This window comes from Novosphingobium aquimarinum (genome assembly GCF_009746585.1).
GTDB classification, from domain to species: domain Bacteria; phylum Pseudomonadota; class Alphaproteobacteria; order Sphingomonadales; family Sphingomonadaceae; genus Novosphingobium; species Novosphingobium aquimarinum.
Genome location: NZ_WRPO01000016.1, coordinates 59,666 through 80,049, shown reverse-complemented (window position 1 = coordinate 80,049; position 20,384 = coordinate 59,666). Strand labels below are relative to the sequence as shown.

Sequence of the window (20,384 nt, the reverse complement as noted above, 5' to 3'; positions counted from 1 at the left end):
CTAGATTCCCGCGTTCGCGGGAATGACGAGAGGTGGCGGTTGGGGAGGAACGCCCCGGGCCAGCCCTCAACTCAGTTCTTCACCTGACACGGAATCCGCGCGGCCTTCAAGCCTCGGCACAAGCTCTGCGCGGCCGCGGCGTCGCCGGGCAGCGCCTGGAGGCGATAGACTTTGCCGATGTCGGCCTGACCCTCGACGATGCGGTAGCGCATGCCGGAAAGACCTTCGTACTGTGCGCTCAGCTTCTGCCAGCCCTGCTCGGCCGATTCGCGGTTCGAATAGGCGCCAACCTGCACACCCGGACCTTTTGGCGGATCGGCTTCGGCAGGCGCAGCAGGCGCTGCGCTTGGCGTTGCGGAGGGGCTGGCGGCATTCGATGGCACCGAATCGAAACCCGGCCCAGGTGCGGTCTCGCCTTCGCCAACGCGCATCGGGCGAGTCTGGCCCTCGGCGACGGCGAACGCGGTGTCGCCGGTCCCTCGGGCGACGCGCCCGCCCGGATCCTCGGGCCGCTCCTTGTACGGTCCATCGGGGGCAGTGATCGTGCCGCCATCGGCGACGAGTTCCTGATCCGGCCCGGCGCGGGTCGCCCACCAGATACCGCCCACGACGATGGCGAGCAGAGCGACTGCGGCCAGACCCAGCAGGAACATCTGCCCGGCACCGGCACCGCGATCCTCGTCCTCGTCGGGATCGCCTTCCAGCCAGGGAAGGCGCTGATCGTCATCGCCCAGATCGAGCTGCGCGGGACGTTCGAACTGGTCGCCAGCCGGATCCCGCTGCGTCTTTTCTTCGTAGTCGGCCTGGTCCTCGTCGAAATCGGAATTGCCGTCGAAATCCTGCGCATCGTGGCGCGCGGCGTCTTCCGCGAACGGCGAATCGCCTTCTTCCGCGAACGGATCGAAGGGCTTTTCGCGATCGTCTTCCCGACCAAAATCCGAGTGAGATGTCGTCACATTTCCTCCACCGCCTCAACGCCCAGGAGCGATAGGCCGTTGCGCACAAGTTGACCGATCATGGTCGCAAGATAAAGCCTAGCCGAGGTAAGGTTACCATCCTGTACCACGATGAACCGCTTTTCGGGGCGGTCGTTGCCCAGGTTCCAGTAGCCGTGGAGCCCGGCGGCGAGCTCTTGCAGGAAAAAGGCGATGCGGTGCGGTTCGCGCGCCGCGGCGGCGGCTTCGACCGTGCGCGGGAATTGCGCGGCCAGCTTGATCAGATCCATCTCTTCCTCGCCGAGCATGTCGAGATGGGTGTCCGCCGGCACCAGTCCCTCGGCCGCGCCCTTGCGCAGCGTCGAGCGGATCCGGGCGTGCGCGTACTGGACGTAGAACACCGGATTGTCCTTGCTCGCCTCGACCACTTTGGCGAAGTCGAAGTCCATCTGCGCCTCGGGCTTGCGCGTCAGCATGGTGAAACGCACAACGTCCTTGCCGACTTCCTGCACCACGTCGGCGAGCGTGACGAATTGTCCGGAACGCTTGGACATCTTCACCGGCTCGCCGTTGCGCAGCAGTTGCACCATCTGCACCAGCTTGACCTCGAACGGGATCGCGGTGCCGTCGGCGCCGGTCAGCGCGGCGACCGCGGCCTTGATCCGCTTAACCGTGCCGGCATGGTCGGCGCCCCAGATGTCGACCAGCGCGTCCGCGCCTTGCGCCTTCTGGTAATGGTAGGCGAGGTCGATGCCGAAATAGGTCCAGGCGCCGTTCGACTTGCGGATCGGGCGATCCTGATCGTCGCCGAACTTGGTCGAGCGGAACAGCGGAAGCTCCACCGGCTCCCAATCCTCGGGGGTCTTGCCCTTGGGTGCTTCGAGCACGCCGTCGTAAACGAGATCGTGCTGGCGCAGAAAGGCCTCGGCCTCGCTGGGCTTGCCCGCCGCGACGACCGCCGCTTCGGACGCGAACAGATCGTGATGAATGCCGAGCAGCGCGAGATCGGCCTGGATCATGACGATCATCGCCGCGACCGCCTTTTCGCGGAACAGGACCAGCCATTCGCTGTCGGGCGCAGCGACGTAGCGGTCGCCGAATTCGGCAGCGAGCGCCTCGCCCACGCCCTTGAGGTAATCGCCGGGATAGAGGCCTTCGGGGATGCCGCCGATGTCCTCGCCCAGCGCTTCGCGGTAGCGCAGGTGCGCCGAGCGGGCGAGCACTTCGACCTGCGCGCCGGCATCGTTGACGTAGTATTCGCGGATCACCTTATGGCCGGCATATTCGAGCAGGCTCGCCAGCGCATCGCCCACCACCGCGCCGCGGCAATGACCCATGTGCATCGGGCCGGTCGGATTGGCCGAGACGTATTCGATATTGACGGTGCTGCCCGCGCCCATCGCCGAGCGGCCGTAGTCATCGCCGAGCGCCGCGATCGTGCGCAGTTCGCCGATCCAGGCGCCGGGCGCGAGGCGCAAGTTGATGAAGCCGGGGCCGGCGATCTCGGCGCTGGTGACGTCGGGCAGCTTATTCAGTTCGGCGACCAGCGCTTCGGCCAGGTCGCGCGGCTTCATACCCGCGGGCTTGGCCAGCACCATCGCCGCGTTGGTGGCGAGATCGCCGTGCGACGGATCGCGCGGCGGTTCGACCGTCACCGCCCCTCGCTTGAGACCGCCGGGCAGCGTACCCGCCGCTTCCAGCGCGTCGAGCGCCGCGTCAAGGTGGGCCGAATAGGTGGCATAGAGAGTCTGGTTCGCGTTCATGGCGCGCGCAATTAGCCGGTTTGCACCCCTCTGGAAACAGCCTGGTCGATTTGCACCGCTTCCGTCGCTGCGGCTCAGGCCACGCGCATCATGTTGCGCCCTTCGCGCTTGGCTGCATAAAGCGCGGCATCGGCGATGCGGAATAGATCGCCCGGCTGCATCGAGGCGCGATGGACGGCTAGGCCGATGCTGACGGTGACCTCGGGAAGTTCGGGATGTTCGCGAGTCATCGCGTGGATGCGCTCGCGGATGCGTTCGGCGATCGCTTCGGCCTCGTCGATGGCGATATCGTCCAGCACCAGCAGGAATTCCTCGCCGCCGATCCGGCCGATCGCATCGGCGGGGTGCATCGCTTCGGCCGCTTCCTGGACCACCGCGCGCAGCACATCGTCGCCCGTGGCATGGCCGAACCGGTCGTTGATCGTCTTGAAATGATCGATGGCCATCACCGCGATCGTCAGGTCGGTCCCGTCCGCGACCGCGCGCTTGGTGGCCTGTTCCAGCAGCGTCATGATCCGCCGCCGGCTGGCGATGCCCGTGAGGGGGTCGGTCTCGGCTAGCTGACGCGCGTTGCGGGCCTCACGCTCGGCCCGGACCCGGGCCTGTTCCAGCTCGTGCTGAATCCCGACCCGCTCGGTCACGTCCTGCAGAATGCCGAAGATGGCGCGGACTTCGCCATTCTGATCGTATTCCGCGCTGCCGCGACACTCGACATGGCGGGTTTCGCCCGAGGCAGTCTCGATCCGGGCGTCGAAAGCGACCTCGCCCCCCAGCATCGCGCAATCCTCCAGCAACCGCGTGACGCGCGTGCGATCCTCGCGATGATAGGTCTCGATCCAGGTCGCGAAGCTGGGCGCCACCGAGCCGGGAATCCAGCCGTGGATACGAAACATGGCATCGGACCAAGTGAGGGAATTGGTCTCGATCGCGATGCGCCAATGGCCGATGCGCGCCGCTTGTGAGGCAAGCTCGAAGTAGCGCTTCTGCAGGGTGATCTCTTCGAAGATCGTGCGTCCGGCAGCCAGCGTCGCGGCCAGTGGCAGCACGGCCGTCAACATGGTGAGCAGATAAACTCCTGCGAAGAAGACCGTGTTCACCTCGCTGTCGAGCAAGTGGAACGGGCCGGTATCGAAAGCGATCGACAGCGAGGACGACACCGCGACGATGCCGACCGCCAGCGCGCCTCCAAGGATCCCGTGGCGATAGGTGGCGTGCAGCACGGGGAGAATCGGCAGAAACAACAGCGGCAAGGACGACTGCACGAAGACCGCGGCGCAGATCGCGGCGGCCGCGCCCAGGCATAGCGCCAGACTGCGATAATCGAGCGTGCGCTCGCCTCTGCGAATCCGCTCGTGCTCCTGATAGACCGTCAGGATCAGCGGAGCGAAAATGAGCTGGCCGAGCGACGCCGTGAGAAACCACGAGCATAGAAACGCCAGCGTCCAGCCACCCCCGAGGATCGCCGCGATCACGGCGCTGACCGCCGCCGAAACCATGCAGGAAATCGCGATCAGGGCGACCGCCCGGGGTCGTTCGAAGTGAATGTGGCTCACGCCGAGCAGGCGCGCGACTCTCAGCGCGATGACCGGTTCCAAGGCGTTTGCCAGAGAGAAACCGAGCGCGGCGCGCCAACCGATCTCGATCGAGAGGTTGCAGGCCGCGCTGCCGACCGCGATTCCGGCCAGGACCCAGCCGGCCAAGCGCTGCGGGGCGATGACCAGCGCGGCAATGGCCACACCACTGCCGGGCCAAATCGAAACGACGCCCACGGCATCGCCGCTGAAGGCGATCGCAAGAAATCCCGCGACCGCATAAATTGCGGCCATGAGCGCAAAAGCGCTTAAACCGCTGTACCTGTAGAAAATCCCCCGCGTCATTCTCTGCCAATAAGAGACTTAGGGTAAATGACTAGCTAAACCCACCCGTATTAGTTTCCCTCAACTACGCTACATCATAACCGCGCCGCCTATACTCGCGTCCACATTTCGCCACGACCGCGCCTCTGTGCAATCGCGGCCGTTTGGGGTATCGGCGCACCATGCAGAAAGTCGCGCCCCCACGAACCTACCGCGTCAAGAGCTTCGGCTGCCAGATGAACGTCTACGACGGCGAGCGCATGGCCGAACTGCTCGCCGAACAGGGCATTGCGCCCGCACCCGAAGGCGAAGAGGCCGATCTGGTCGTCCTCAACACCTGCCACATTCGCGAGAAGGCGGCGGAGAAAGTCTATTCCGACATCGGCCGCCTCGTGAAGGACGGCCGCCGCGAGAACGGCACCAGCCCGCTGATCGCGGTCGCCGGCTGCGTCGCACAGGCCGAGGGTGAGGAAATCATGGCACGCGCGCCCGCGGTCAGCATGGTCGTCGGCCCGCAAGCCTATCACCGGCTGCCGGCGATGGTCGCGGACGCAGTCGCGGGGCGGCGCGCGATCGATACCGACATGCCGGCGGAAACCAAGTTCGGCGCGCTGCCCGCGCGGCGCAAGGTCGGCCCCACCGCCTTCCTCACGGTGCAGGAAGGCTGCGACAAGTTCTGCACCTACTGCGTCGTACCCTACACGCGCGGCGCCGAAGTCTCGCGTCCGTTCGCCGATCTTGCCACCGAGGCGCGGCGACTGGTCGAGGCCGGCGCGCGCGAGATCACGCTGCTGGGCCAGAACGTCAACGCCTGGACCGGTGAGGACGCGAAGGGCCGCGCGATCGGTCTCGAAGGCCTGATCCGCGAACTGGCGGCACTGCCCGATCTGGCCCGCATCCGCTACACCACCAGCCATCCCGCCGACATGACCGAGGCGCTGATCGCCGCGCACGGCGAGGTCGACAAGCTGATGCCGTTCCTTCACTTGCCGGTGCAATCGGGCAGCGACCGGATCCTCAAGGCGATGAACCGCAGCCATAGCGCCGAAAGCTACCTCGCGATCCTCGACAAGGTGCGCGCCGCGCGCCCCGACATCGCGTTGTCGGGCGATTTCATCGTCGGTTTCCCCGGCGAGACCGACGCGGATTTCGAGGACACGCTGCGATTGGTCGATGCCGTCGGCTATGCGCAGTGCTTCAGCTTCAAGTACTCGCCCCGCCCAGGCACCCCTGCCGCGACGATGGCCGAGCAGATTCCGGCGGACGTGATGGACGAGCGGCTGCAACGCCTCCAGGCCGCGCTCAACCGAGATCAGCACGCATTCAACGCCGCCAGCGTGGGCAAGACCTGCGAGGTGCTGGTGGAGCGCAAGGGCCGCCATCCCGGACAATGGCTCGGCAAGTCGCCCTGGTTGCAATCGGTGCACTTCGAGGGCGAAGCCGAAGTGGGCGAAATGGTCGCGCTCGAACTCACCGCCGCCGGCCCGAACTCGCTCTCGGCGATCCGGCGCGAGCCCGCGACGGCCTAAACGCTGCCGACCCCGAGCAATCGCGCTTGCAGATCATGTGGATAGTCACGAGCTCGTCATCGTGATCGCTTGCGCTCGACGCGGGGGCGGCGCACCTTTGCCTCGTACAAGCGAAAGGATCGCATGAGTCGGAAAGCCCATCGCGACGCGCAGGCGACGCTCCCCGCATCGGGCGAACGCCCTGGCCAGCGCCGCCGGTTCCGCGCCGAGATCGAATTCGAGAACCCCGCCGACCTCGGCATGCTCTTCGGCGAATACGACGCCAATCTCGTGCTCATCGAGAATCGGCTGGGTGTCTACATCTCCGCGCGCGGCAACCGCGTGCAGATCGAGGGACCCGAAGAGGCGGTCGCGCGCGCGCGCGACGTCCTCAAGTCGCTGCAGGATCGCTTGCTCCAGGGCACCGACATCGATGCCGGGGCGATCGAGGCGCTGATCGCGATGTCCGCCGAGCCCACGCTGGAAGGCATCATCAGCGGCGAGGACAAGGCGGGTGTCCCGCCGATCATGATCCGCACGCGCAAGAAGACGATCGTGCCTCGCTCGGGCACCCAGATCGAATACATGCGCGCGCTCGGCCGCTCGGACCTGATCTTCGCGCTCGGCCCGGCGGGCACCGGCAAGACCTATATCGCGGTGGCCCAGGCGGTCAGCCAGCTGATGACCGGCTCGGTCCAGCGCCTGATCCTCTCGCGCCCCGCCGTGGAAGCGGGCGAAAAGATCGGCTTCCTGCCGGGCGACATGAAGGAGAAGGTCGATCCTTACCTGCGGCCGTTGTACGATGCGCTCTACGACTGCATGCCGCCCGAGCAAGTCGAGCGGCAGATCGCCAGTGGCGTGATCGAGGTCGCGCCGATCGCCTTCATGCGCGGCCGCACGCTGGCCGATGCCTTCGTGATTCTCGACGAGGCGCAGAACACCACGCAAGCGCAGATGAAGATGTTCCTCACCCGCTTCGGCCAGAACAGCCGGATGGTGGTGTGCGGCGATCCGCGGCAGGTCGACATTCCGGGCGGCGATTCGTTCTCCGGCCTCGCCGATGCGGTGCAGCGGCTCGAAGGCGTCGAGGCGATCGACGTGGTGCGCTTCACCGCCGCCGACGTCGTGCGCCACCCGATCGTGGGCCGCATCGTGCAGGCCTACGAAGGCGAGGAGGCCTGAGCGCAAGCCGGCGAGCCAAGATGGAACTCGACATCGCCATCGAGGCCGACTGGCCCGCTGATACCGACTGGGAGACGCTCGCCGTTCGCGCGGCGGGCGCCGCCGCGCAAGTCGCGCCCGAACTCGCGCATGAGCGTCTGCTCGCCAGCGTCATGTTCGCCGACGATCCGGAGGTCCATGCGCTCAATCGTGAATGGCGCGACAAGGACAAACCGACCAATGTGCTGTCATTTCCGATGCTGGAGGCTGTCGATCTGATCGATTTGGCGCCGGACGGCCCTCCGGTGATGCTCGGCGATATCGCGCTCGCGCTGGAGACCTGTTCGCGCGAGGCTGCGGAAAAAGGCGTTTCGATTCAGGATCATGCGGCCCACCTTCTGATCCACGGGCTGCTCCATCTCGCCGGTTACGACCACGAAACGGGCGATGCGGACGCCGAAGCGATGGAAGCCTTGGAGACAAAGGCTCTTGCCCTGATCGGTATCCCGGACCCATATGCCGGGTTTCACCAGTCTTGAGGGGCTCAATCGAAATGGCCGAAAATGGCCGCCATGCCGAACTAGGGGACCCGGACAGTAGCGGCTCGCTTTGGCGAGTGATCCGCAAGATGTTCGTGTCCGACGTCGATCAATCGCTGCGCGCGCAGATCGAGGAAGTCATCAACGAGCACGAGGGCGAGAGCACCAGTGACGGGCCGAACAACGGCGACCTCACACCGCTCGAGCGTCAGATGCTGCGCAATCTGCTCCACTTTTCCGAGCACGATGCGGACGACGTCGCGATTCCGCGCGGCGAGATCGTCGCCATTCCCGCCAGCGCGAGCTGGGACGAGGTGGTCGAGGCTTTCGCCGAACACGGGCACAGCCGCCTGCCGGTCTACGGCGAGTCGCTCGACGAAGTGAAGGGCATGATCCACATCAAGGACGTGTTCCCGATCCTGGCCCGGCGCGAACCCGCGCCGGAAGACTGGTCGAGCCTGCTGCGCCAGCCGCTCTACGTGCCGCAAGCGCGCGGCGCGCTCGACGTGCTCGCCGATATGCGCGCGCGCCGGACTCACCTCGCCATCGTCATCGACGAATATTCGGGGACCGACGGCATCATCACCATCGAGGATCTGGTCGAGGAAATCGTCGGCGACATCGAGGACGAGCACGATGACGCGCCCGAAGAACTGCTGGTGGCGATGGAAGACGGGGTCTGGGACGCCGACGCCCGCGTCGAGCTCGACGACATCGCGGACAAGGTCGATCCCCGGCTTGCCGAAGTCGAGGAAGCCGTGGATACTTTGGGCGGGCTCGCGTTCGTCCTTGCCGAGCGCGTGCCCGAAGTCGGTAGCATGCTCGATCACGAAAGCGGTTGGCGGATCGAGGTCACCGGGGGCAACGAGCGACACGTCACGCGCCTGCGCCTCCATCCTCCCGCCGCGGCCGCTTCCGCCGCCTAGGCGGAACACCAGTACACGCAAAGCGGCGGCCACCGCTTGCGCCATGAAAGAGATGCGAAAGACCGGTCTTGCCCGTTAGACGCCTGCCCCCCCTGCGCGCCCTCGAAGCGTTCGTGCGCGTCGTCCGGCTCGGTTCGGCCAAGGCTGCCGCGAACGAGCTTGCGCTGAGCCCGTCCGCGCTGTCGCGCCGCGTCGCCGCGCTGGAGGATTTCACCGGCAAGCGGCTGTTCACGCGCCAGCACCAGGCGATGAAGCTGACCGACGAGGGCCTGGCCTTCTACAACGTCGTCGCGCCCAAGCTGGAGGAACTGGCCGAGGCGGTCGAAGGCCAGATCGAGCGCGGGCAAGTCCTGCGCCTGCATCTGGGCGTGCCCTCGCTGTTCGGCGGTCAGCGGCTTTTCCCGCGCCTGCCCGAATTGCGCCAGCTGCACCCGCGTCTGCACATCGACATCGATACCGGGCCGCATCTCGAAGCGCGGGTGGGCGATACGCTCGACGCCGCGATCGTGCTTTCCAAGGAGCCGGAGGATACGTTCTACAAGGTCCAGCTCGACCAGAACAAGGTCTATGCGATCGTCTCGCAGCAAATGGCCAAGGATCTGGGCGGCACGCCCGATCGCGACAAGCTGTCGAAGCAAACCTTCATGATCCACAACGACCTGCCCGAAAGCCTCGACGCATGGAAGAAGGCGATCGGCATTACCGACCTCGATCCGGCCGCAGTCGACCGCTTCGATTCGGGCCAACTCGTGCTCGAAGCCGCCGCGCAGGGCCTCGGCATCGCGATCATGCACGACGATCACTTCCGCCGATCGCACGACGACCGGCTGGCGCGGCTCTACGACATCGATGTCGAGAGCCCCTACCGCTACTGGTTCATCTGCCGCCCCAAGGACCTCGAAAGTCGGCCGGTGAAGATATTCCATTCCTGGCTGGTCGACGCCAAGCTGTAGCCACGGGGACGCGGCTGCACGGGCCCCGCCATAAGACGCGCGACGTCAGAAAGGGAGTACAACCGATGAAGATGCCTGTGATGTCCGCTTTCGCGACCCTGCTGTTCGTGGCGCAGCCCGCCGCTGCGCAGGATGCCCTTGCGGCTCCATCCAGCGCGCTCGAGCCTGCGCGGCTGGAAGCGGCACAGCGCACGGTCCTGCGCCTTCTCCCGCCCGGCACTTACGCGCGGATGATGGAAGGTTCGATGGAGCCGATGATGGACATGGTCCTCGACAGCGTCGCGAAGATGTCGCTGCGCGATATTGCGGCCATGGGCGGCATTGCCGAGGAGGAGCTGGCTACGGTTCCCGACGGCCCGCTCAAGGACATGATGATGCTACTCGACCCCGCCTACGACGAGCGCATGCGGCTCACGACGCGCGCCATGAACGGCGAGATGGCCAACCTTATGACCCAGTTCGAGCCGTCGATCCGCGACGGGCTTGCCCAGGCCTACGCCAAGCGCTTCACCACCGCCCAGCTCGACGAGCTGACGACCTTCTTCTCCAGCGGCACCGGCGCGCTTTACGCCGCCGATTCTCTTGCCCTGTTCATGGACCCCGCGGTCATGGCGAAGATGCAGGAATTCATGCCGCAGATGATGCAGGCGATGCCCGCGATCACCAGCAAGGTCGTCGAAGCCACCAAGCACTTGCCGCCGCCGCGCAAGGTCGAGGACCTGAGCGCTGAGGAACGCGCGCAGCTCGACGCCATGCTGGGCAAGGTGCGCGCAGAGGAGGAGGAGGACGCCGACACCTCCGAGTGAGGTCCGGCTACTCCTCGGGTTCCGCCTTGCGGCCCCAGGTTTCCATCGCCGCTTCGCCCGGCGGGGCTTCGATCGCATTCGTCGCAACCGAGGCGCGCGCCGCCGCCACGTCCTTCGCCGCGATCCAGGTGAGGCAGTCGGCCAGTTGCTCCATCTTGTGATCCGCCAGCCCGCTCGATTCGGGCGCGCAGTTGATCACGATAAGCTCCTGCTCGACCGGGATTGAGCGTGCGCGCACCAGATCGAGCACGTCGCCGCGCTCCTTGATCGAAAGGCGCACGTTGCGGTTGGGCTCGGCCGGCACGGTATATCGCGGCGACGTGTTGAACACGTAGGCATTGGCACCGAGGTTATCGATCGAGACCTGCATCGCCAGCGCGCCGCCCAGCGAATGCCCCGTCACCACCACCGGCACGCCCGCGACCCGCTTCTGCTCTTCGTAAAGCGCCTGGGCCTGTTCGTACTGTTCCTTGCCGAGATTGCCGTGCGCCCAGTCCGACCAGGCGATATCCGAACCGCGAAAGGCGATCACGCGCTCGACCGGCGGCCCGCCCGGCGTCGCGCTGCGATCGAACAGCGCATAGGCGAAGCCCGATTTCTCGCGCGGATCGCGTTCCACCGCCTTGATCTGCGCCTTCAGCGCCTTCTTCACGTCCTTCGTCAGCGAGGCATCGGATCGGCGGCGTTCCAACTCGCACACCGCGCGTTCGGGCAGCCGGGCGACTTCGCGGATCGTGGTCGGCAGCGTGAATTCGCGGGCATCGTCGCAATACGCGTTCGTCGCCATCTGCGCGTAGGTCCAGCTACGCCCCGCCGCCTCGCGCGTGAAGCCGCACCAACCGTCCTTGCCGTCGCGCAGGCAGGGGCCGTGCGCTTGCGTCAGATCAGGCAGCGCACCTGCCGCGCAGCCTCCGAGCAGCGCCAAAAGCAGCGCGGCGCATAGAATGCGCAGATGGGACAATCCCGAAGAGCGGGCGAGAACAGCGGCGATAACCCGAGCCTAATGCAAACGGGGTGGCGATGGCCACCCCGTTCTAAAGTTCATTCGCGGTGAAGCCTTCAGCCTTCGCTGACGCTCGCCTTCACGATCTTGCCGGGGCTGCGCGGCGGCTCGCCCTTGGGCAGCGCGTCGACCAGTTCCATGCCGTCTTCGACCTGGCCCCAGACGGTGTACTGGTTGTCGAGGAAGGTGGCATCGTCGAACACAATGAAGAACTGGCTGTTCGCCGAGTTCGGGTTCGAGGCACGCGCCATCGAGCAGACGCCGCGCACGTGCGGCTCGGCATTGAATTCGGCCTTGAGATCGGGCTTCTTCGAGCCGCCCATGCCGGTCCCGTCGGGGCAGCCGCCCTGCGCCATGAAACCGTCGATCACGCGGTGAAAGATCACGCCGTCGTAAAAGCCTTCACCCGCCAGTTCCTTGATCCGCTCGACGTGGCCGGGCGCCAGATCGGGGCGCAGCTTGATCTTGACGTCGCCAGTCTCGCTGCCGGTGTCGAGCGAAAGGGTAAGGTATTCGGCCATACGATGCATCTCCTGTGATTGGCGCCTCACATAGCGATTGATCGCGCGATGTCACGGGTGGGGGGTGGTTTTGGTGGGTCGGACTTTGGCGCAGCCTCGTCGCCGATCCTTACCCCGCCGCATCACTCTCCCCGTCACCCCGGACTTGATCCGGGGTCCCGCTGCCTCGGGAGCCCGCGCCTACGCGAAAAAGCGGGATCCCGGATCAAGTCCGGGATGACAGCTGCACGGGGGCAGACTGATGCCAACGTCCGTCACGACACAAACGCCCCGCCGCCATTGCTTTTCGCACCTGCGAGACTAGACCCCTCGCCATGAGCGCACAGGATCTCGAGGACGACGTCGCGACGGTGGAACCGCCCGCCGAGGAGACGTCGGAAAGCGAGGTCCACGACGAAGAGAACCGGCTCCGCCCCGAATACGTCCGCGAAGTGCTCGATGCGCTGCACGACGAGGACGATTCGCGCGTTTACGAACTGGTCGAGCCGCTCCACCCCGCCGACGTCGCCGACCTTCTCGAACTGACCGACGAGAACGAACGCCTCGCGCTGGCGCAGGCGATCGGCGACCTGATGGGCGTCGAAGTCATCGCCGAGCTCAACGACCACGTCCGCGAGGCGCTGGTCGAGGGGCTCCCGCCCGACGTCGTCGCCGGCATCGCCGAACAGCTTGAGACCGACGACGCGGTCGCGATGATCGAAGATCTCGATCGCGAGGACCAGCGCGCGATCCTCGCCGAGCTCGATCCCGAAGACCGCGTCGCGATCGAGGCCGCGCTCGCCTACCCGGACGAATCCGCCGGCCGCCTGATGAGCCGCGAATTCGTCGCGGTGCCCGAGCACATGACGGTGGGCGACCTGATCGACTTCATGCGCACCAACCGCGCGCTGCCGACCGACTTCTACGAGGTGTTCATCGTCGATCCGATGCACCGCCCGATCGGCACGTGCGCGCTGTCATGGATCCTGCGGGTGCCGCGCTCGATCCCGCTCTACGACGTGATGATGCGCGATCAGACGCTGATCCCGGTCGACATGGACCAGGAGGAAGTCGCGCTGCGCTTCCAGAAATACGCGCTGATCTCAGCCGCGGTGGTCGACGAGGCCGGGAGGCTGGTGGGCCAGCTCACCGTCGACGACATCGTCCACGTCATTTCCGAGGAAGCGGGCGAGGACGCGCTGCTGATGTCGGGCGCGGGCGACGGCGACATCTACGAACCGATCCGCAGCGCCTATTCCTCGCGCGTGCGCTGGTTGGTCGCCAACCTCGGCACGGCGCTGATCGCCAGCCTGATCATCGCCGCGTTCGGGGCGGCGATCGAAAAGTTGGTGGCGCTCGCGGTGCTGATGCCGGTGGTCGCTTCGATCGGCGGCAACGCGGGGACGCAGACGATGGCGGTCTCCGTCCGCGCCATCGCGATGAACCAGCTGACCCGCGCCAATACCAAGCGAATCCTCTTGCGCGAGTTCCGCGTCGCGCTGCTTAACGGCGGCACCGTGGCGCTGCTGATCGGCATCGCCACCGCCGCGATCTTCACGCCGATGCTGGGCGGCGTGATCGCGCTTGCCGTGGTGATCAACATCCTCACTGCGGGTCTCGCGGGCGTGCTGGTTCCCGTGATCTTCGACCGGCTTGAGCAGGATCCGGCCGTCGCGAGCTCAGTGTTCGTGACGATGATCACCGATTCGATGGGCTTCTTCGCCTTCCTCGGGCTGGCCGTCGCTTGCGGACTGGCCGGGTAGCCGCGCGCTTCCTATCTGGGCGTCGATGCCGCTCAACATGACCAAGATCGCGTTCCGCGCGGAAAGTCCGGAAAGCCTGCGCAGGTGGCTCGAAAGTCAGCCCGACGGCGCGCTGATGACCACGCGCTACTTGCCCAAGCGGCACGAGGAAATGATCGGCGGTTCGCTCTACTGGATCTTCGAGCACGCGCTGATCGGTCGCTCGCCGATCAAGGCCTTCGAGCAACGAGATGATGGGCGCTGGCACATCCGGCTCGAACCGCGCCTGATCCAGGTCCACACCCGGCCGCGGCGCGCGCACCAGGGCTGGCGCTACCTCGAGGACAAGGACGCGCCCCCCGATCTCGGCGACGGCGAAGAGCAAGGCGACGTGCTGCCGCCCCGGCTGATCGGCGAACTGGCCAAACTGGGGCTGGTCTGAGGCCATAGGTCCGGCCGGGCGCTGCGCGCTGGGCCGCGAGGGGTCTCGCACAGCCTGCGAACCACCACGCACCCCGCGCGGCCACCACGATCGCAAAGTCCGCGCTATTCGCGTTCTTCGCCAGCCCCCAGTTTATCCGCCACCTTACGCAGGCGGGCGGCGTAGACTTCCGGCTCCTGCGAACCGGGAATCATGTACCGCCCTGCGATTACCATCAGCGGGACGCTGGTCACGCCCGTTTCGATCACCCGGCGCTGCTCGTCCACCACGGCGGCGACCAGATCGGGGTCCGCCAGCGCTTGAGCAGATTCCTCGCGATCGATGCCGCAGGTTTCCGCGATTTCGAACAGCACCTCGCTATCGTGAATATTGCGGTGGTGCTGAAAGTAGGAGTCGAACAGCGCCAGCTTGAGCCGGGTCTGCGCTTCGGGGCCGCGCGTGTGGAGGGCATAGGCCAGCAGGACGTGCGCCTTGCGCGTGTTCCAGAGCCGTCGCTCGGGCACGGGCTTGGGGCCGAGGTAGCGCATTTCGTAGCCCGCGTCGGCGGCAAGCTGGCGCATCCGCTCCGTCATCCGCGCATCGGGCGCGCGGCCATACTTGCGCAGCATGTGCTCGGACATGCCCTCGCCTTCGGGCGGCATGTCGGGGTTGAGTTCGAAGGGATGCCAGGTGACGTCGGCGGAAATCTCGCCTTCCAGCTCGGCGAGCGCCTTTTGCAGATTGTGATAGGCGATCACGCACCACGGGCACATCACGTCCGACCAGATATCGATCCCCAGTCGCACCGGCTCGCTCATGTCCGGTCGAGCCACCAGCGCAGCAGGACATGCGCGACCGCGTAGGGCGGCGGCGCGCCGAAGGCCCGGCCATTCTCTTTGCGTTCGTTGGCCTCGAGCGCATCGACCACGTCTTCACGGCTGAACCAGCGCGCGTCTTCGAGTTCGGTCGTGTCGATGGTGATTGCCGGATCGTCGGCGTAGGCATGGCAGCCGATCATCAGCGAGGACGGAAACGGCCAGGGCTGACTGATCACGTAAGTCACGTCGCGCGCGACGACGCCGGCTTCCTCCAGCACTTCGCGCGCCACGGCTTCCTCGATCGTCTCGCCCGGCTCGACGAAGCCCGCCAGCGCGGAATAGAACTTCTCGGGAAAGCGCGGCTGACGGCCGAGCAGCAATTGCCCCTCGTGCTCGACCAGCATGATCGTGACCGGATCGACGCGCGGAAAATGCTCGGCGCCGCAACTCTCGCGCGTGCAGCTCCGCTGCCAGCCGCCCTTGGCGAGCGCAGTCTGAGCGCCGCAGACCGCGCAGAAGCGGTGGCGGGCATGCCAGCCGACCAGGGCGCGCGCGGCGCCGTACTCCGCCAGCTCCTCGCCCGAGAGGATCGCCATCGCCTGCCAGCTGCGCGGGCCGGCATGGGGCGGTCCTTCGGGAAAGCTTGGCGGCACTTCGGCGAAGTGCGCGCATTCGTCGAGCATGCCGAGGAACAGCAAGTCGCTGTCCGCCGCGGCATCGGCGAGGCTCGTCCATTCGAGGCGGCCGTCGGCATCGATCAGCGGGTCGAGCCCGTCGAGCCGCAGCAATCGCGCCCGCGCATTCATGCAGGCGGACAGCGCGGCCGGATCGGCGCGCACGTGATCGGCGCGGTCGATCCGCGCACCGGAAAAGGCGATGGGAGGCATAAGCGGTTTGGTCAGCATGATTATTGAGCCTTGGTCATCAGCGCCATCACGTCCTGTTTCAGCGCCACCTGGAATTCGGGCAGCAGATCGAGCGCGGTCGGCGGCATGAACTGCGCGAAAATCTGAGAGCGCAAGCCGTGGATCATGTCGACCATTCCCACCGTGCCCGCCGCTCCCGCCCAGCCGAACACGCCCTGCTCCTGCCCCTTGAGGCCGAGCCGCCCGCCCGCGCCGAAGCCGCTGTCCGCGCCGCCGAACATAGTCGGCAGGACGATGCCTTCGGGGAGCAAGTTGCTCGTGCCCATCCGCACTGCGCGTTCATCGAGCACGCGCTTGCCGCCGAACGTCCCCCCTTGCGCGAGCATGCGCAGGAAACGGTCGTAATCGCGCGGACTGCTGACCAGCCCCGCCCCGCCCATCGGGAACGGCGGCGGATCGAGAAAGATCGATGTCTCGCCCGGATCGATCGGCACCAGCCGATCCGCGATCACGGCATGATTGGTGGTGAGCCGGTGGGCCTCGCGCTGCGGCACCTGGAACCAGGTGCTGGTCATGCCAAGCGGGCCGAAGATCGTATCCTGAAGGTATTGGGGGAAGCTCTTGCCTGAGACGACCTCGATCACGCGGCCCATCAGGTCGAGCCCGGCCGAATAGCTCCAGCGGGTGCCGGGATCGTAGACCAGCGGCACTTCGGCCAGCCGATCGGCGAAAGTATCGAGCCCTTTCACCGGGTCGCCGCGGAACAGGCCGGGCAGTTTGATCCGGCTGATCACGCCAGGCACCACGCCCTTGTCCTGCATCAGATCGCGGATCGGGCCTTGCTGGATGATGACGTAGCCGAGCCCCGAGGTATGCGTGACGAGGTTGCGGATCGTGATCCAGCGCGGTGCCGGGTGCAGCGCGGTGATCGAACCGTCGTAAGTATCCTGTACCTGCATGTTGCGGAACGCCGGCAGGATGTCGTGCAGCGGTTGGTCGAGCGCCAGCTTGCCCTCGGCGATCAGCTGCATCGCCGCCATGCCGGTGATCGGCTTGGTCATCGAATAGATCCGGAACAGGCTATCCGGCCCGACCGCGTCGAAATCGGTGAAGCCGTCGGTACCGCGCGCGATCCATTCGGGATCGCGCCCCGGCAGCGCCAGTGAGGCGACGAGGCCTGGAAACTTCCCCGGCCCGACCCAGCGCTCGATCAGGGCGCGCACGTTGGGCGCCAGCTCGTGACTCCGTGTCGCGCGGCCCAGCACCGGCAGCGCCGCCGCGCTCAGCCCGGCCGCCGCACCCAGGCGCAGCAGCATGCGGCGGTCCATCGCCGCGGCCAGATTGCTGATGCTATCGGTCAGGCGTCTTCTCCCGTTGCCGCCAGCGCGCGCCTCGCGGCCTTGGCGAAGAGGGTGGGCAGGCCGGCCTCCTCGAGCCGGTCGAGCGGCCACCATTCGCCCTCGTCGCCGCCGAGACTAGCCCAATCCGCGCCAAGGTACAGCGCAAGGTGCAAGTCGAGGCCGAAATGGGTGAAGCCGTGGCTGACCGACCCCGCCGCTTCCCAAGGCCCGGCGAGCGGCGGCGGCGCAGTGCCGTCGCTGCCCGCATGCCAGCCATCGTCGGGCAGCGCCCGCATTCCGCCCAGCATGCCCCGCCCCGGCCGCCGCACCAGCCAGACCGCGTCGTCGCGCTCGATCCAGAAGGCGCGCCCCTGGCGCTGCAGCTTGGCCTTTTTCGGTGCCTTGACCGGCAAGGCTTCCGGGTCTCCCGCCGCGCGGGCTTCGCACAAGGCCGAGAGCGGACACAGCAGGCAGCGCGGGTTGCGCGACGTGCAGATCGTGGCGCCGAGGTCCATCATCGCTTGCGCGAAATCGCCCGCGCGCTGGTCCGGCGTGATCGTCTCGGCAGCGGCGCGGATCGCGGGGCGCACGCCGGGCAGCGGCGTCCGCAAGTCGAACAGCCGCGCGACCACGCGCTCGACATTGGCGTCGACCACCACCGCGCGCCGCCCGAAGGCGATCGCCGCCACCGCCGCCGCAGTATAAGCGCCCAGCCCCGGCAGCGCGCGCAGTTCCGCTTCCGTATCGGGAAACGCCCCGCCCCGCGCCGCGACTTCGCGTGCGCAGGCGAGCAAGTTGCGCGCCCGCGCATAGTAGCCGAGGCCCGCCCAGGCGGCCATGACCTCGCCCTCGTCCGCCGCCGCGAGATCGCGCACGGTCGGCCAGCGGCGGGTGAACTCGGCGAAGTAGCTCTTCACCGCTGCCACCGTGGTCTGCTGCAGCATCACTTCGGACAGCCATACGCGGTAAGGATCGGGCAGCGGTGCACCGGGCGGCGCGCGCCACGGCAACACGCGGGCATGGCTGTCGTACCAGTCGAGCAACAGCGGGGAGACGGGCTTGGAACTGGCGTCCATCGCGTCGCTATGGCATTGCCGGGCGGACAATGGAACGGGATGGACCAAAGAACGGGCGCAAGGCCGGAAAGACCGGCCCGGCCGCCAAGCCCTACCAGCGCCCACGCGGCGGTCCGGCACGCCAGATCAGCGAGCTGATGCCCGATGTCGGCCGCACCGCCTTCCGCCGGTTCGGCTTCGTCCAGTCGAGCGTCGTCAGCCGTTGGCCCGAGATCGTCGGCGCGCGCCACGCGAAAGTCTGCACGCCCGAATCGATCCGCTTTCCCCCCGGCGAGAAGAGCGGCGGCATTCTCCAGCTGGTCGTGCTGCCCGCGCACGCGCCGATCATCCAGCACGTGATTCCCGAGATCATCGAGCGAGTGAACCGCTTCTTCGGCTACAACGCGGTGTTGAAAGTGAAGCTGCGGCAAGGCGCGGTTCATGCGCCGGCTGCTTCAGAGCCACGGACTGCGCCGCCATCGCTCAGGCCGGTGCCGGTGGAGCTTGGCGATTCGCTGCGCGACATCGGCGATCCGGAGCTGCGCGCGGTGCTGGAATCGCTCGCGCGTTCGATCGGGGACGCCAAGGACAGGAACAACGGGAATTGACTGCGATGCGCCGAACCAAGCTTACCCTCCTTGCCGCCGCGGCCCTGTTGGCGACGGGCGCCGCGCCGCACGCCAACTGGACCGCGACCGTCACGGAAAAGCCCAATGGCGCGCACGTTCTCGGCAATCCCGCCGCCAAAGTGAAGCTCACCGAATTCGTCAGCTACACCTGTCCGCATTGCGCGCATTTCAACCAGGATTCCGAAGCGATCCTTCGGATGACCTACGTGCCGCAAGGCAAGGTCTCGGTCGCGGTGCATCATGTGGTGCGCGATCCGATCGACCTCACCGTCGCGATGCTCACCAATTGCGGTGACGACAAGATGTTCTTCAAGAAGCACAGCGCGTTCCTCGCCTCGCAGGACCAGTGGCTGGGCAAAGTCGACAGCTTCAGCGAAGCGCAGCGTCAGCGCTGGAGCGCGGGTCCGATCACCGGTCGGATGAAGGCCATCGCCAACGACTTCGGCTTCTACACGATGATGGAACGCTGGGGCTTCGACCGCGTCGCGACCGACAAGTGCCTTGCGGATCAGGCGATGACCAAGCGTCTCATCGACCTCACCGAGGAAGCCGCTGCGCTCGGCGTCAATTCGACGCCCAGCTTCTCGATCGACGGCTCGGTGCTGACCGGCACGCACGATTGGCAAACGCTCGAACAGCAGATAAAGGCCCGGATCTGAGCCGTTAGCGGGTCAAAGCCCGCATAAATGCCGGCGAAACTGTGGAGATGTGCGCTCGCAAGGGCGCATCCGCTTTGTTTCGCGCTCCGACCGGGTTAGCCCGGTGGCTTCGAGAAGGACCGATTCCGTGACTCTGCGCGCCCTACCCATGACGACCGCCCTCAAGAAGACCGCTCTCGCCCTGGCGGCCTTGCCGCTGGCGCTGGGCCTTGCCGCTTGTGGCGACAAGTCCGCCGAGGAAGGCGTCGCCAAGGGCGAAGCAATCGAGAAGATCGCGCCGCCGGCCGGCCAGCAGTGGGCCGACATGGTCAGCAAGACCGACGACGGCGGCTATCTCATGGGCAACCCCGAGGCGCCGATCAAGCTGGTGGAATACGGCGCGCTGTCGTGCTCGCACTGCGCCGAGTTCGCGTCCGAGGCGTTCGAGCCCTTGCGCGACCAGTACATCGCCAGCGGCCGCGTCAGCTACGAGCTGCGCTTCTACATGCTGAACGCGCTCGACGTGCCGGCCTCGATGCTGGCGACTTGCGGCAGCAACGAGGCGGTTATCCCGCTCGCCGAGCAGTTCTGGGCCTGGCAGCCGCAGATGTTCCAAACGCTGCAAGCCAACGAGAACCAGCTTCAGGCGGCGGGCTCCCTGCCCCCGGAACAGCGCTTCCAGGCGATTGCGCAGGCCACCGGCATGACCGACTTCTTCGCCTCGCGCGGGATCGCCAAGGACCAGGCCGCGGCCTGCCTGTCCGACGTCTCCAAGGCCACCGCCTTCGCCGAGCGCACCGACAAGGCGATGAACGAGAAGAACGTCACCGGCACGCCCACCTTCTTCATCAACAATTCCAGCATCGGCACCGCCAACTGGGAATCGCTCCAGGCCGAACTGCAGAAAGCCGGCGCGCGCTGATGC

At 66.6% G+C, this 20,384-nt stretch carries 20 protein-coding genes; 11 read left to right on the top strand and 9 right to left on the bottom strand.

The window, feature by feature from the left end:
• Positions 1-71: 71 nt before the first annotated feature.
• The 3 genes from GQO94_RS15125 to GQO94_RS15115 form a co-directional block, all read right to left on the bottom strand.
• Positions 72-956: an SPOR domain-containing protein gene (locus GQO94_RS15125; RefSeq protein WP_156842267.1), complete on the bottom strand. Its 885-nt coding sequence runs from the start codon at positions 954-956 to the stop codon at positions 72-74.
• A complete protein-coding gene (argS, locus tag GQO94_RS15120) occupies positions 953-2,698 on the bottom strand; it encodes an arginine--tRNA ligase (RefSeq protein WP_156842266.1) in 1,746 nt (581 codons plus the stop codon). Before argS ends, GQO94_RS15125 begins: the two co-directional genes overlap by 4 nt.
• A 74-nt stretch (positions 2,699-2,772) precedes the next feature.
• A complete protein-coding gene (locus tag GQO94_RS15115) occupies positions 2,773-4,575 on the bottom strand; it encodes a sensor domain-containing diguanylate cyclase (protein WP_156842265.1) in 1,803 nt (600 codons plus the stop codon).
• Between the two features lie 161 nt (positions 4,576-4,736).
• Here GQO94_RS15115 and miaB point away from each other — a divergent pair, with 161 nt between their 5' ends.
• The 6 genes from miaB to GQO94_RS15085 all read left to right on the top strand — a co-directional run bounded on the left by miaB (position 4,737) and on the right by GQO94_RS15085 (position 10,447).
• A complete protein-coding gene (miaB, locus tag GQO94_RS15110; protein ID WP_156842264.1) occupies positions 4,737-6,083 on the top strand; it encodes a tRNA (N6-isopentenyl adenosine(37)-C2)-methylthiotransferase MiaB in 1,347 nt (448 codons plus the stop codon).
• Between the two features lie 123 nt (positions 6,084-6,206).
• Complete coding sequence (locus tag GQO94_RS15105) at positions 6,207-7,244, top strand: PhoH family protein (protein ID WP_156842263.1); 1,038 nt, start codon at positions 6,207-6,209, stop codon at positions 7,242-7,244.
• Positions 7,245-7,264: 20 nt separating this feature from the next.
• Complete coding sequence (ybeY, locus tag GQO94_RS15100) at positions 7,265-7,762, top strand: rRNA maturation RNase YbeY (protein WP_156842262.1); 498 nt, start codon at positions 7,265-7,267, stop codon at positions 7,760-7,762.
• 14 nt (positions 7,763-7,776) lie between these two features.
• Positions 7,777-8,688 carry a hemolysin family protein gene (locus GQO94_RS15095; RefSeq protein ID WP_156842261.1) on the top strand — a complete coding sequence of 304 codons (912 nt, stop codon included), beginning with the start codon at positions 7,777-7,779 and terminating at the stop codon, positions 8,686-8,688.
• Positions 8,689-8,756: 68 nt separating this feature from the next.
• On the top strand, positions 8,757-9,641 hold the full coding sequence (locus GQO94_RS15090) for a LysR substrate-binding domain-containing protein (protein ID WP_156842260.1): 885 nt from the start codon (positions 8,757-8,759) through the stop codon (positions 9,639-9,641).
• 65 nt (positions 9,642-9,706) lie between these two features.
• Positions 9,707-10,447, top strand: coding sequence for a DUF2059 domain-containing protein (locus GQO94_RS15085; RefSeq protein WP_156842259.1), 741 nt, complete (start codon positions 9,707-9,709; stop codon positions 10,445-10,447).
• Positions 10,448-10,454: 7 nt separating this feature from the next.
• On the opposite strand, the gene GQO94_RS15080 is transcribed toward GQO94_RS15085, so the two are convergent.
• Together GQO94_RS15080 and GQO94_RS15075 are read right to left on the bottom strand one after the other, a co-directional pair.
• A complete protein-coding gene (locus GQO94_RS15080) occupies positions 10,455-11,372 on the bottom strand; it encodes an alpha/beta hydrolase family protein (protein ID WP_198045984.1) in 918 nt (305 codons plus the stop codon).
• 134 nt (positions 11,373-11,506) lie between these two features.
• Positions 11,507-11,971, bottom strand: coding sequence for a peptidylprolyl isomerase (locus tag GQO94_RS15075; protein ID WP_156842258.1), 465 nt, complete (start codon positions 11,969-11,971; stop codon positions 11,507-11,509).
• Positions 11,972-12,285: 314 nt separating this feature from the next.
• On the opposite strand from GQO94_RS15075, the gene mgtE reads away from it, so the two are divergent.
• Together mgtE and GQO94_RS15065 are read left to right on the top strand one after the other, a co-directional pair.
• A complete protein-coding gene (mgtE, locus tag GQO94_RS15070; RefSeq protein WP_156842257.1) occupies positions 12,286-13,713 on the top strand; it encodes a magnesium transporter in 1,428 nt (475 codons plus the stop codon).
• Positions 13,714-13,738: 25 nt separating this feature from the next.
• A complete protein-coding gene (locus GQO94_RS15065) occupies positions 13,739-14,134 on the top strand; it encodes a DUF1489 family protein (protein ID WP_156842256.1) in 396 nt (131 codons plus the stop codon).
• A 104-nt stretch (positions 14,135-14,238) separates the two neighbouring features.
• On the opposite strand, the gene GQO94_RS15060 is transcribed toward GQO94_RS15065, so the two are convergent.
• The 4 genes from GQO94_RS15060 to GQO94_RS15045 are packed head-to-tail and all read right to left on the bottom strand — an operon-like array spanning position 14,239 to position 18,213.
• Positions 14,239-14,931, bottom strand: coding sequence for a DsbA family oxidoreductase (locus GQO94_RS15060; RefSeq protein WP_156842255.1), 693 nt, complete (start codon positions 14,929-14,931; stop codon positions 14,239-14,241).
• Entirely contained in the window at positions 14,928-15,836 is a 909-nt protein-coding gene (gene nudC / locus GQO94_RS15055; protein ID WP_198045983.1) for an NAD(+) diphosphatase, read from the bottom strand. The genes GQO94_RS15060 and nudC overlap by 4 nt, the downstream gene beginning before the upstream one ends.
• A gap of 2 nt (positions 15,837-15,838) precedes the next feature.
• Positions 15,839-17,125: a serine hydrolase domain-containing protein gene (locus GQO94_RS15050; RefSeq protein WP_156842254.1), complete on the bottom strand. Its 1,287-nt coding sequence runs from the start codon at positions 17,123-17,125 to the stop codon at positions 15,839-15,841.
• A 29-nt stretch (positions 17,126-17,154) separates the two neighbouring features.
• Positions 17,155-18,213: an A/G-specific adenine glycosylase gene (locus GQO94_RS15045; protein WP_156842253.1), complete on the bottom strand. Its 1,059-nt coding sequence runs from the start codon at positions 18,211-18,213 to the stop codon at positions 17,155-17,157.
• Between the two features lie 29 nt (positions 18,214-18,242).
• Between GQO94_RS15045 and GQO94_RS15040 the strand changes: the two genes are divergently transcribed.
• The 3 genes from GQO94_RS15040 (at position 18,243) to GQO94_RS15030 (ending at position 20,381) form a co-directional block, all read left to right on the top strand.
• Positions 18,243-18,800, top strand: a complete 558-nt coding sequence (locus tag GQO94_RS15040; RefSeq protein WP_156842252.1) for a DUF721 domain-containing protein — start codon at positions 18,243-18,245, stop codon at positions 18,798-18,800.
• A 5-nt stretch (positions 18,801-18,805) separates the two neighbouring features.
• The gene (locus GQO94_RS15035) at positions 18,806-19,480 is read left to right on the top strand and encodes a DsbA family protein (RefSeq protein ID WP_156842251.1); all 675 of its coding nucleotides are present in this window, start codon (positions 18,806-18,808) and stop codon (positions 19,478-19,480) included.
• A gap of 127 nt (positions 19,481-19,607) precedes the next feature.
• Complete coding sequence (locus tag GQO94_RS15030; RefSeq protein WP_332310847.1) at positions 19,608-20,381, top strand: thioredoxin domain-containing protein; 774 nt, start codon at positions 19,608-19,610, stop codon at positions 20,379-20,381.
• Positions 20,382-20,384: the final 3 nt, after the last annotated feature.

Coding starts and splice junctions, on each gene's coding strand:
- argS (WP_156842266.1), bottom strand. CDS start 2,698: ATGAACGCGAACCAGACTCTCTATGCCACCTATTCGGCCCACCTTGAC.
- GQO94_RS15115 (WP_156842265.1), bottom strand. CDS start 4,575: ATGACGCGGGGGATTTTCTACAGGTACAGCGGTTTAAGCGCTTTTGCG.
- miaB (WP_156842264.1), top strand. CDS start 4,737: ATGCAGAAAGTCGCGCCCCCACGAACCTACCGCGTCAAGAGCTTCGGC.
- GQO94_RS15105 (WP_156842263.1), top strand. CDS start 6,207: ATGAGTCGGAAAGCCCATCGCGACGCGCAGGCGACGCTCCCCGCATCG.
- ybeY (WP_156842262.1), top strand. CDS start 7,265: ATGGAACTCGACATCGCCATCGAGGCCGACTGGCCCGCTGATACCGAC.
- GQO94_RS15095 (WP_156842261.1), top strand. CDS start 7,777: ATGGCCGAAAATGGCCGCCATGCCGAACTAGGGGACCCGGACAGTAGC.
- GQO94_RS15085 (WP_156842259.1), top strand. CDS start 9,707: ATGAAGATGCCTGTGATGTCCGCTTTCGCGACCCTGCTGTTCGTGGCG.
- GQO94_RS15075 (WP_156842258.1), bottom strand. CDS start 11,971: ATGGCCGAATACCTTACCCTTTCGCTCGACACCGGCAGCGAGACTGGC.
- mgtE (WP_156842257.1), top strand. CDS start 12,286: ATGAGCGCACAGGATCTCGAGGACGACGTCGCGACGGTGGAACCGCCC.
- GQO94_RS15065 (WP_156842256.1), top strand. CDS start 13,739: ATGCCGCTCAACATGACCAAGATCGCGTTCCGCGCGGAAAGTCCGGAA.
- GQO94_RS15060 (WP_156842255.1), bottom strand. CDS start 14,931: ATGAGCGAGCCGGTGCGACTGGGGATCGATATCTGGTCGGACGTGATG.
- nudC (WP_198045983.1), bottom strand. CDS start 15,836: ATGCTGACCAAACCGCTTATGCCTCCCATCGCCTTTTCCGGTGCGCGG.
- GQO94_RS15050 (WP_156842254.1), bottom strand. CDS start 17,125: ATGGACCGCCGCATGCTGCTGCGCCTGGGTGCGGCGGCCGGGCTGAGC.
- GQO94_RS15045 (WP_156842253.1), bottom strand. CDS start 18,213: ATGGACGCCAGTTCCAAGCCCGTCTCCCCGCTGTTGCTCGACTGGTAC.
- GQO94_RS15040 (WP_156842252.1), top strand. CDS start 18,243: ATGGAACGGGATGGACCAAAGAACGGGCGCAAGGCCGGAAAGACCGGC.
- GQO94_RS15035 (WP_156842251.1), top strand. CDS start 18,806: ATGCGCCGAACCAAGCTTACCCTCCTTGCCGCCGCGGCCCTGTTGGCG.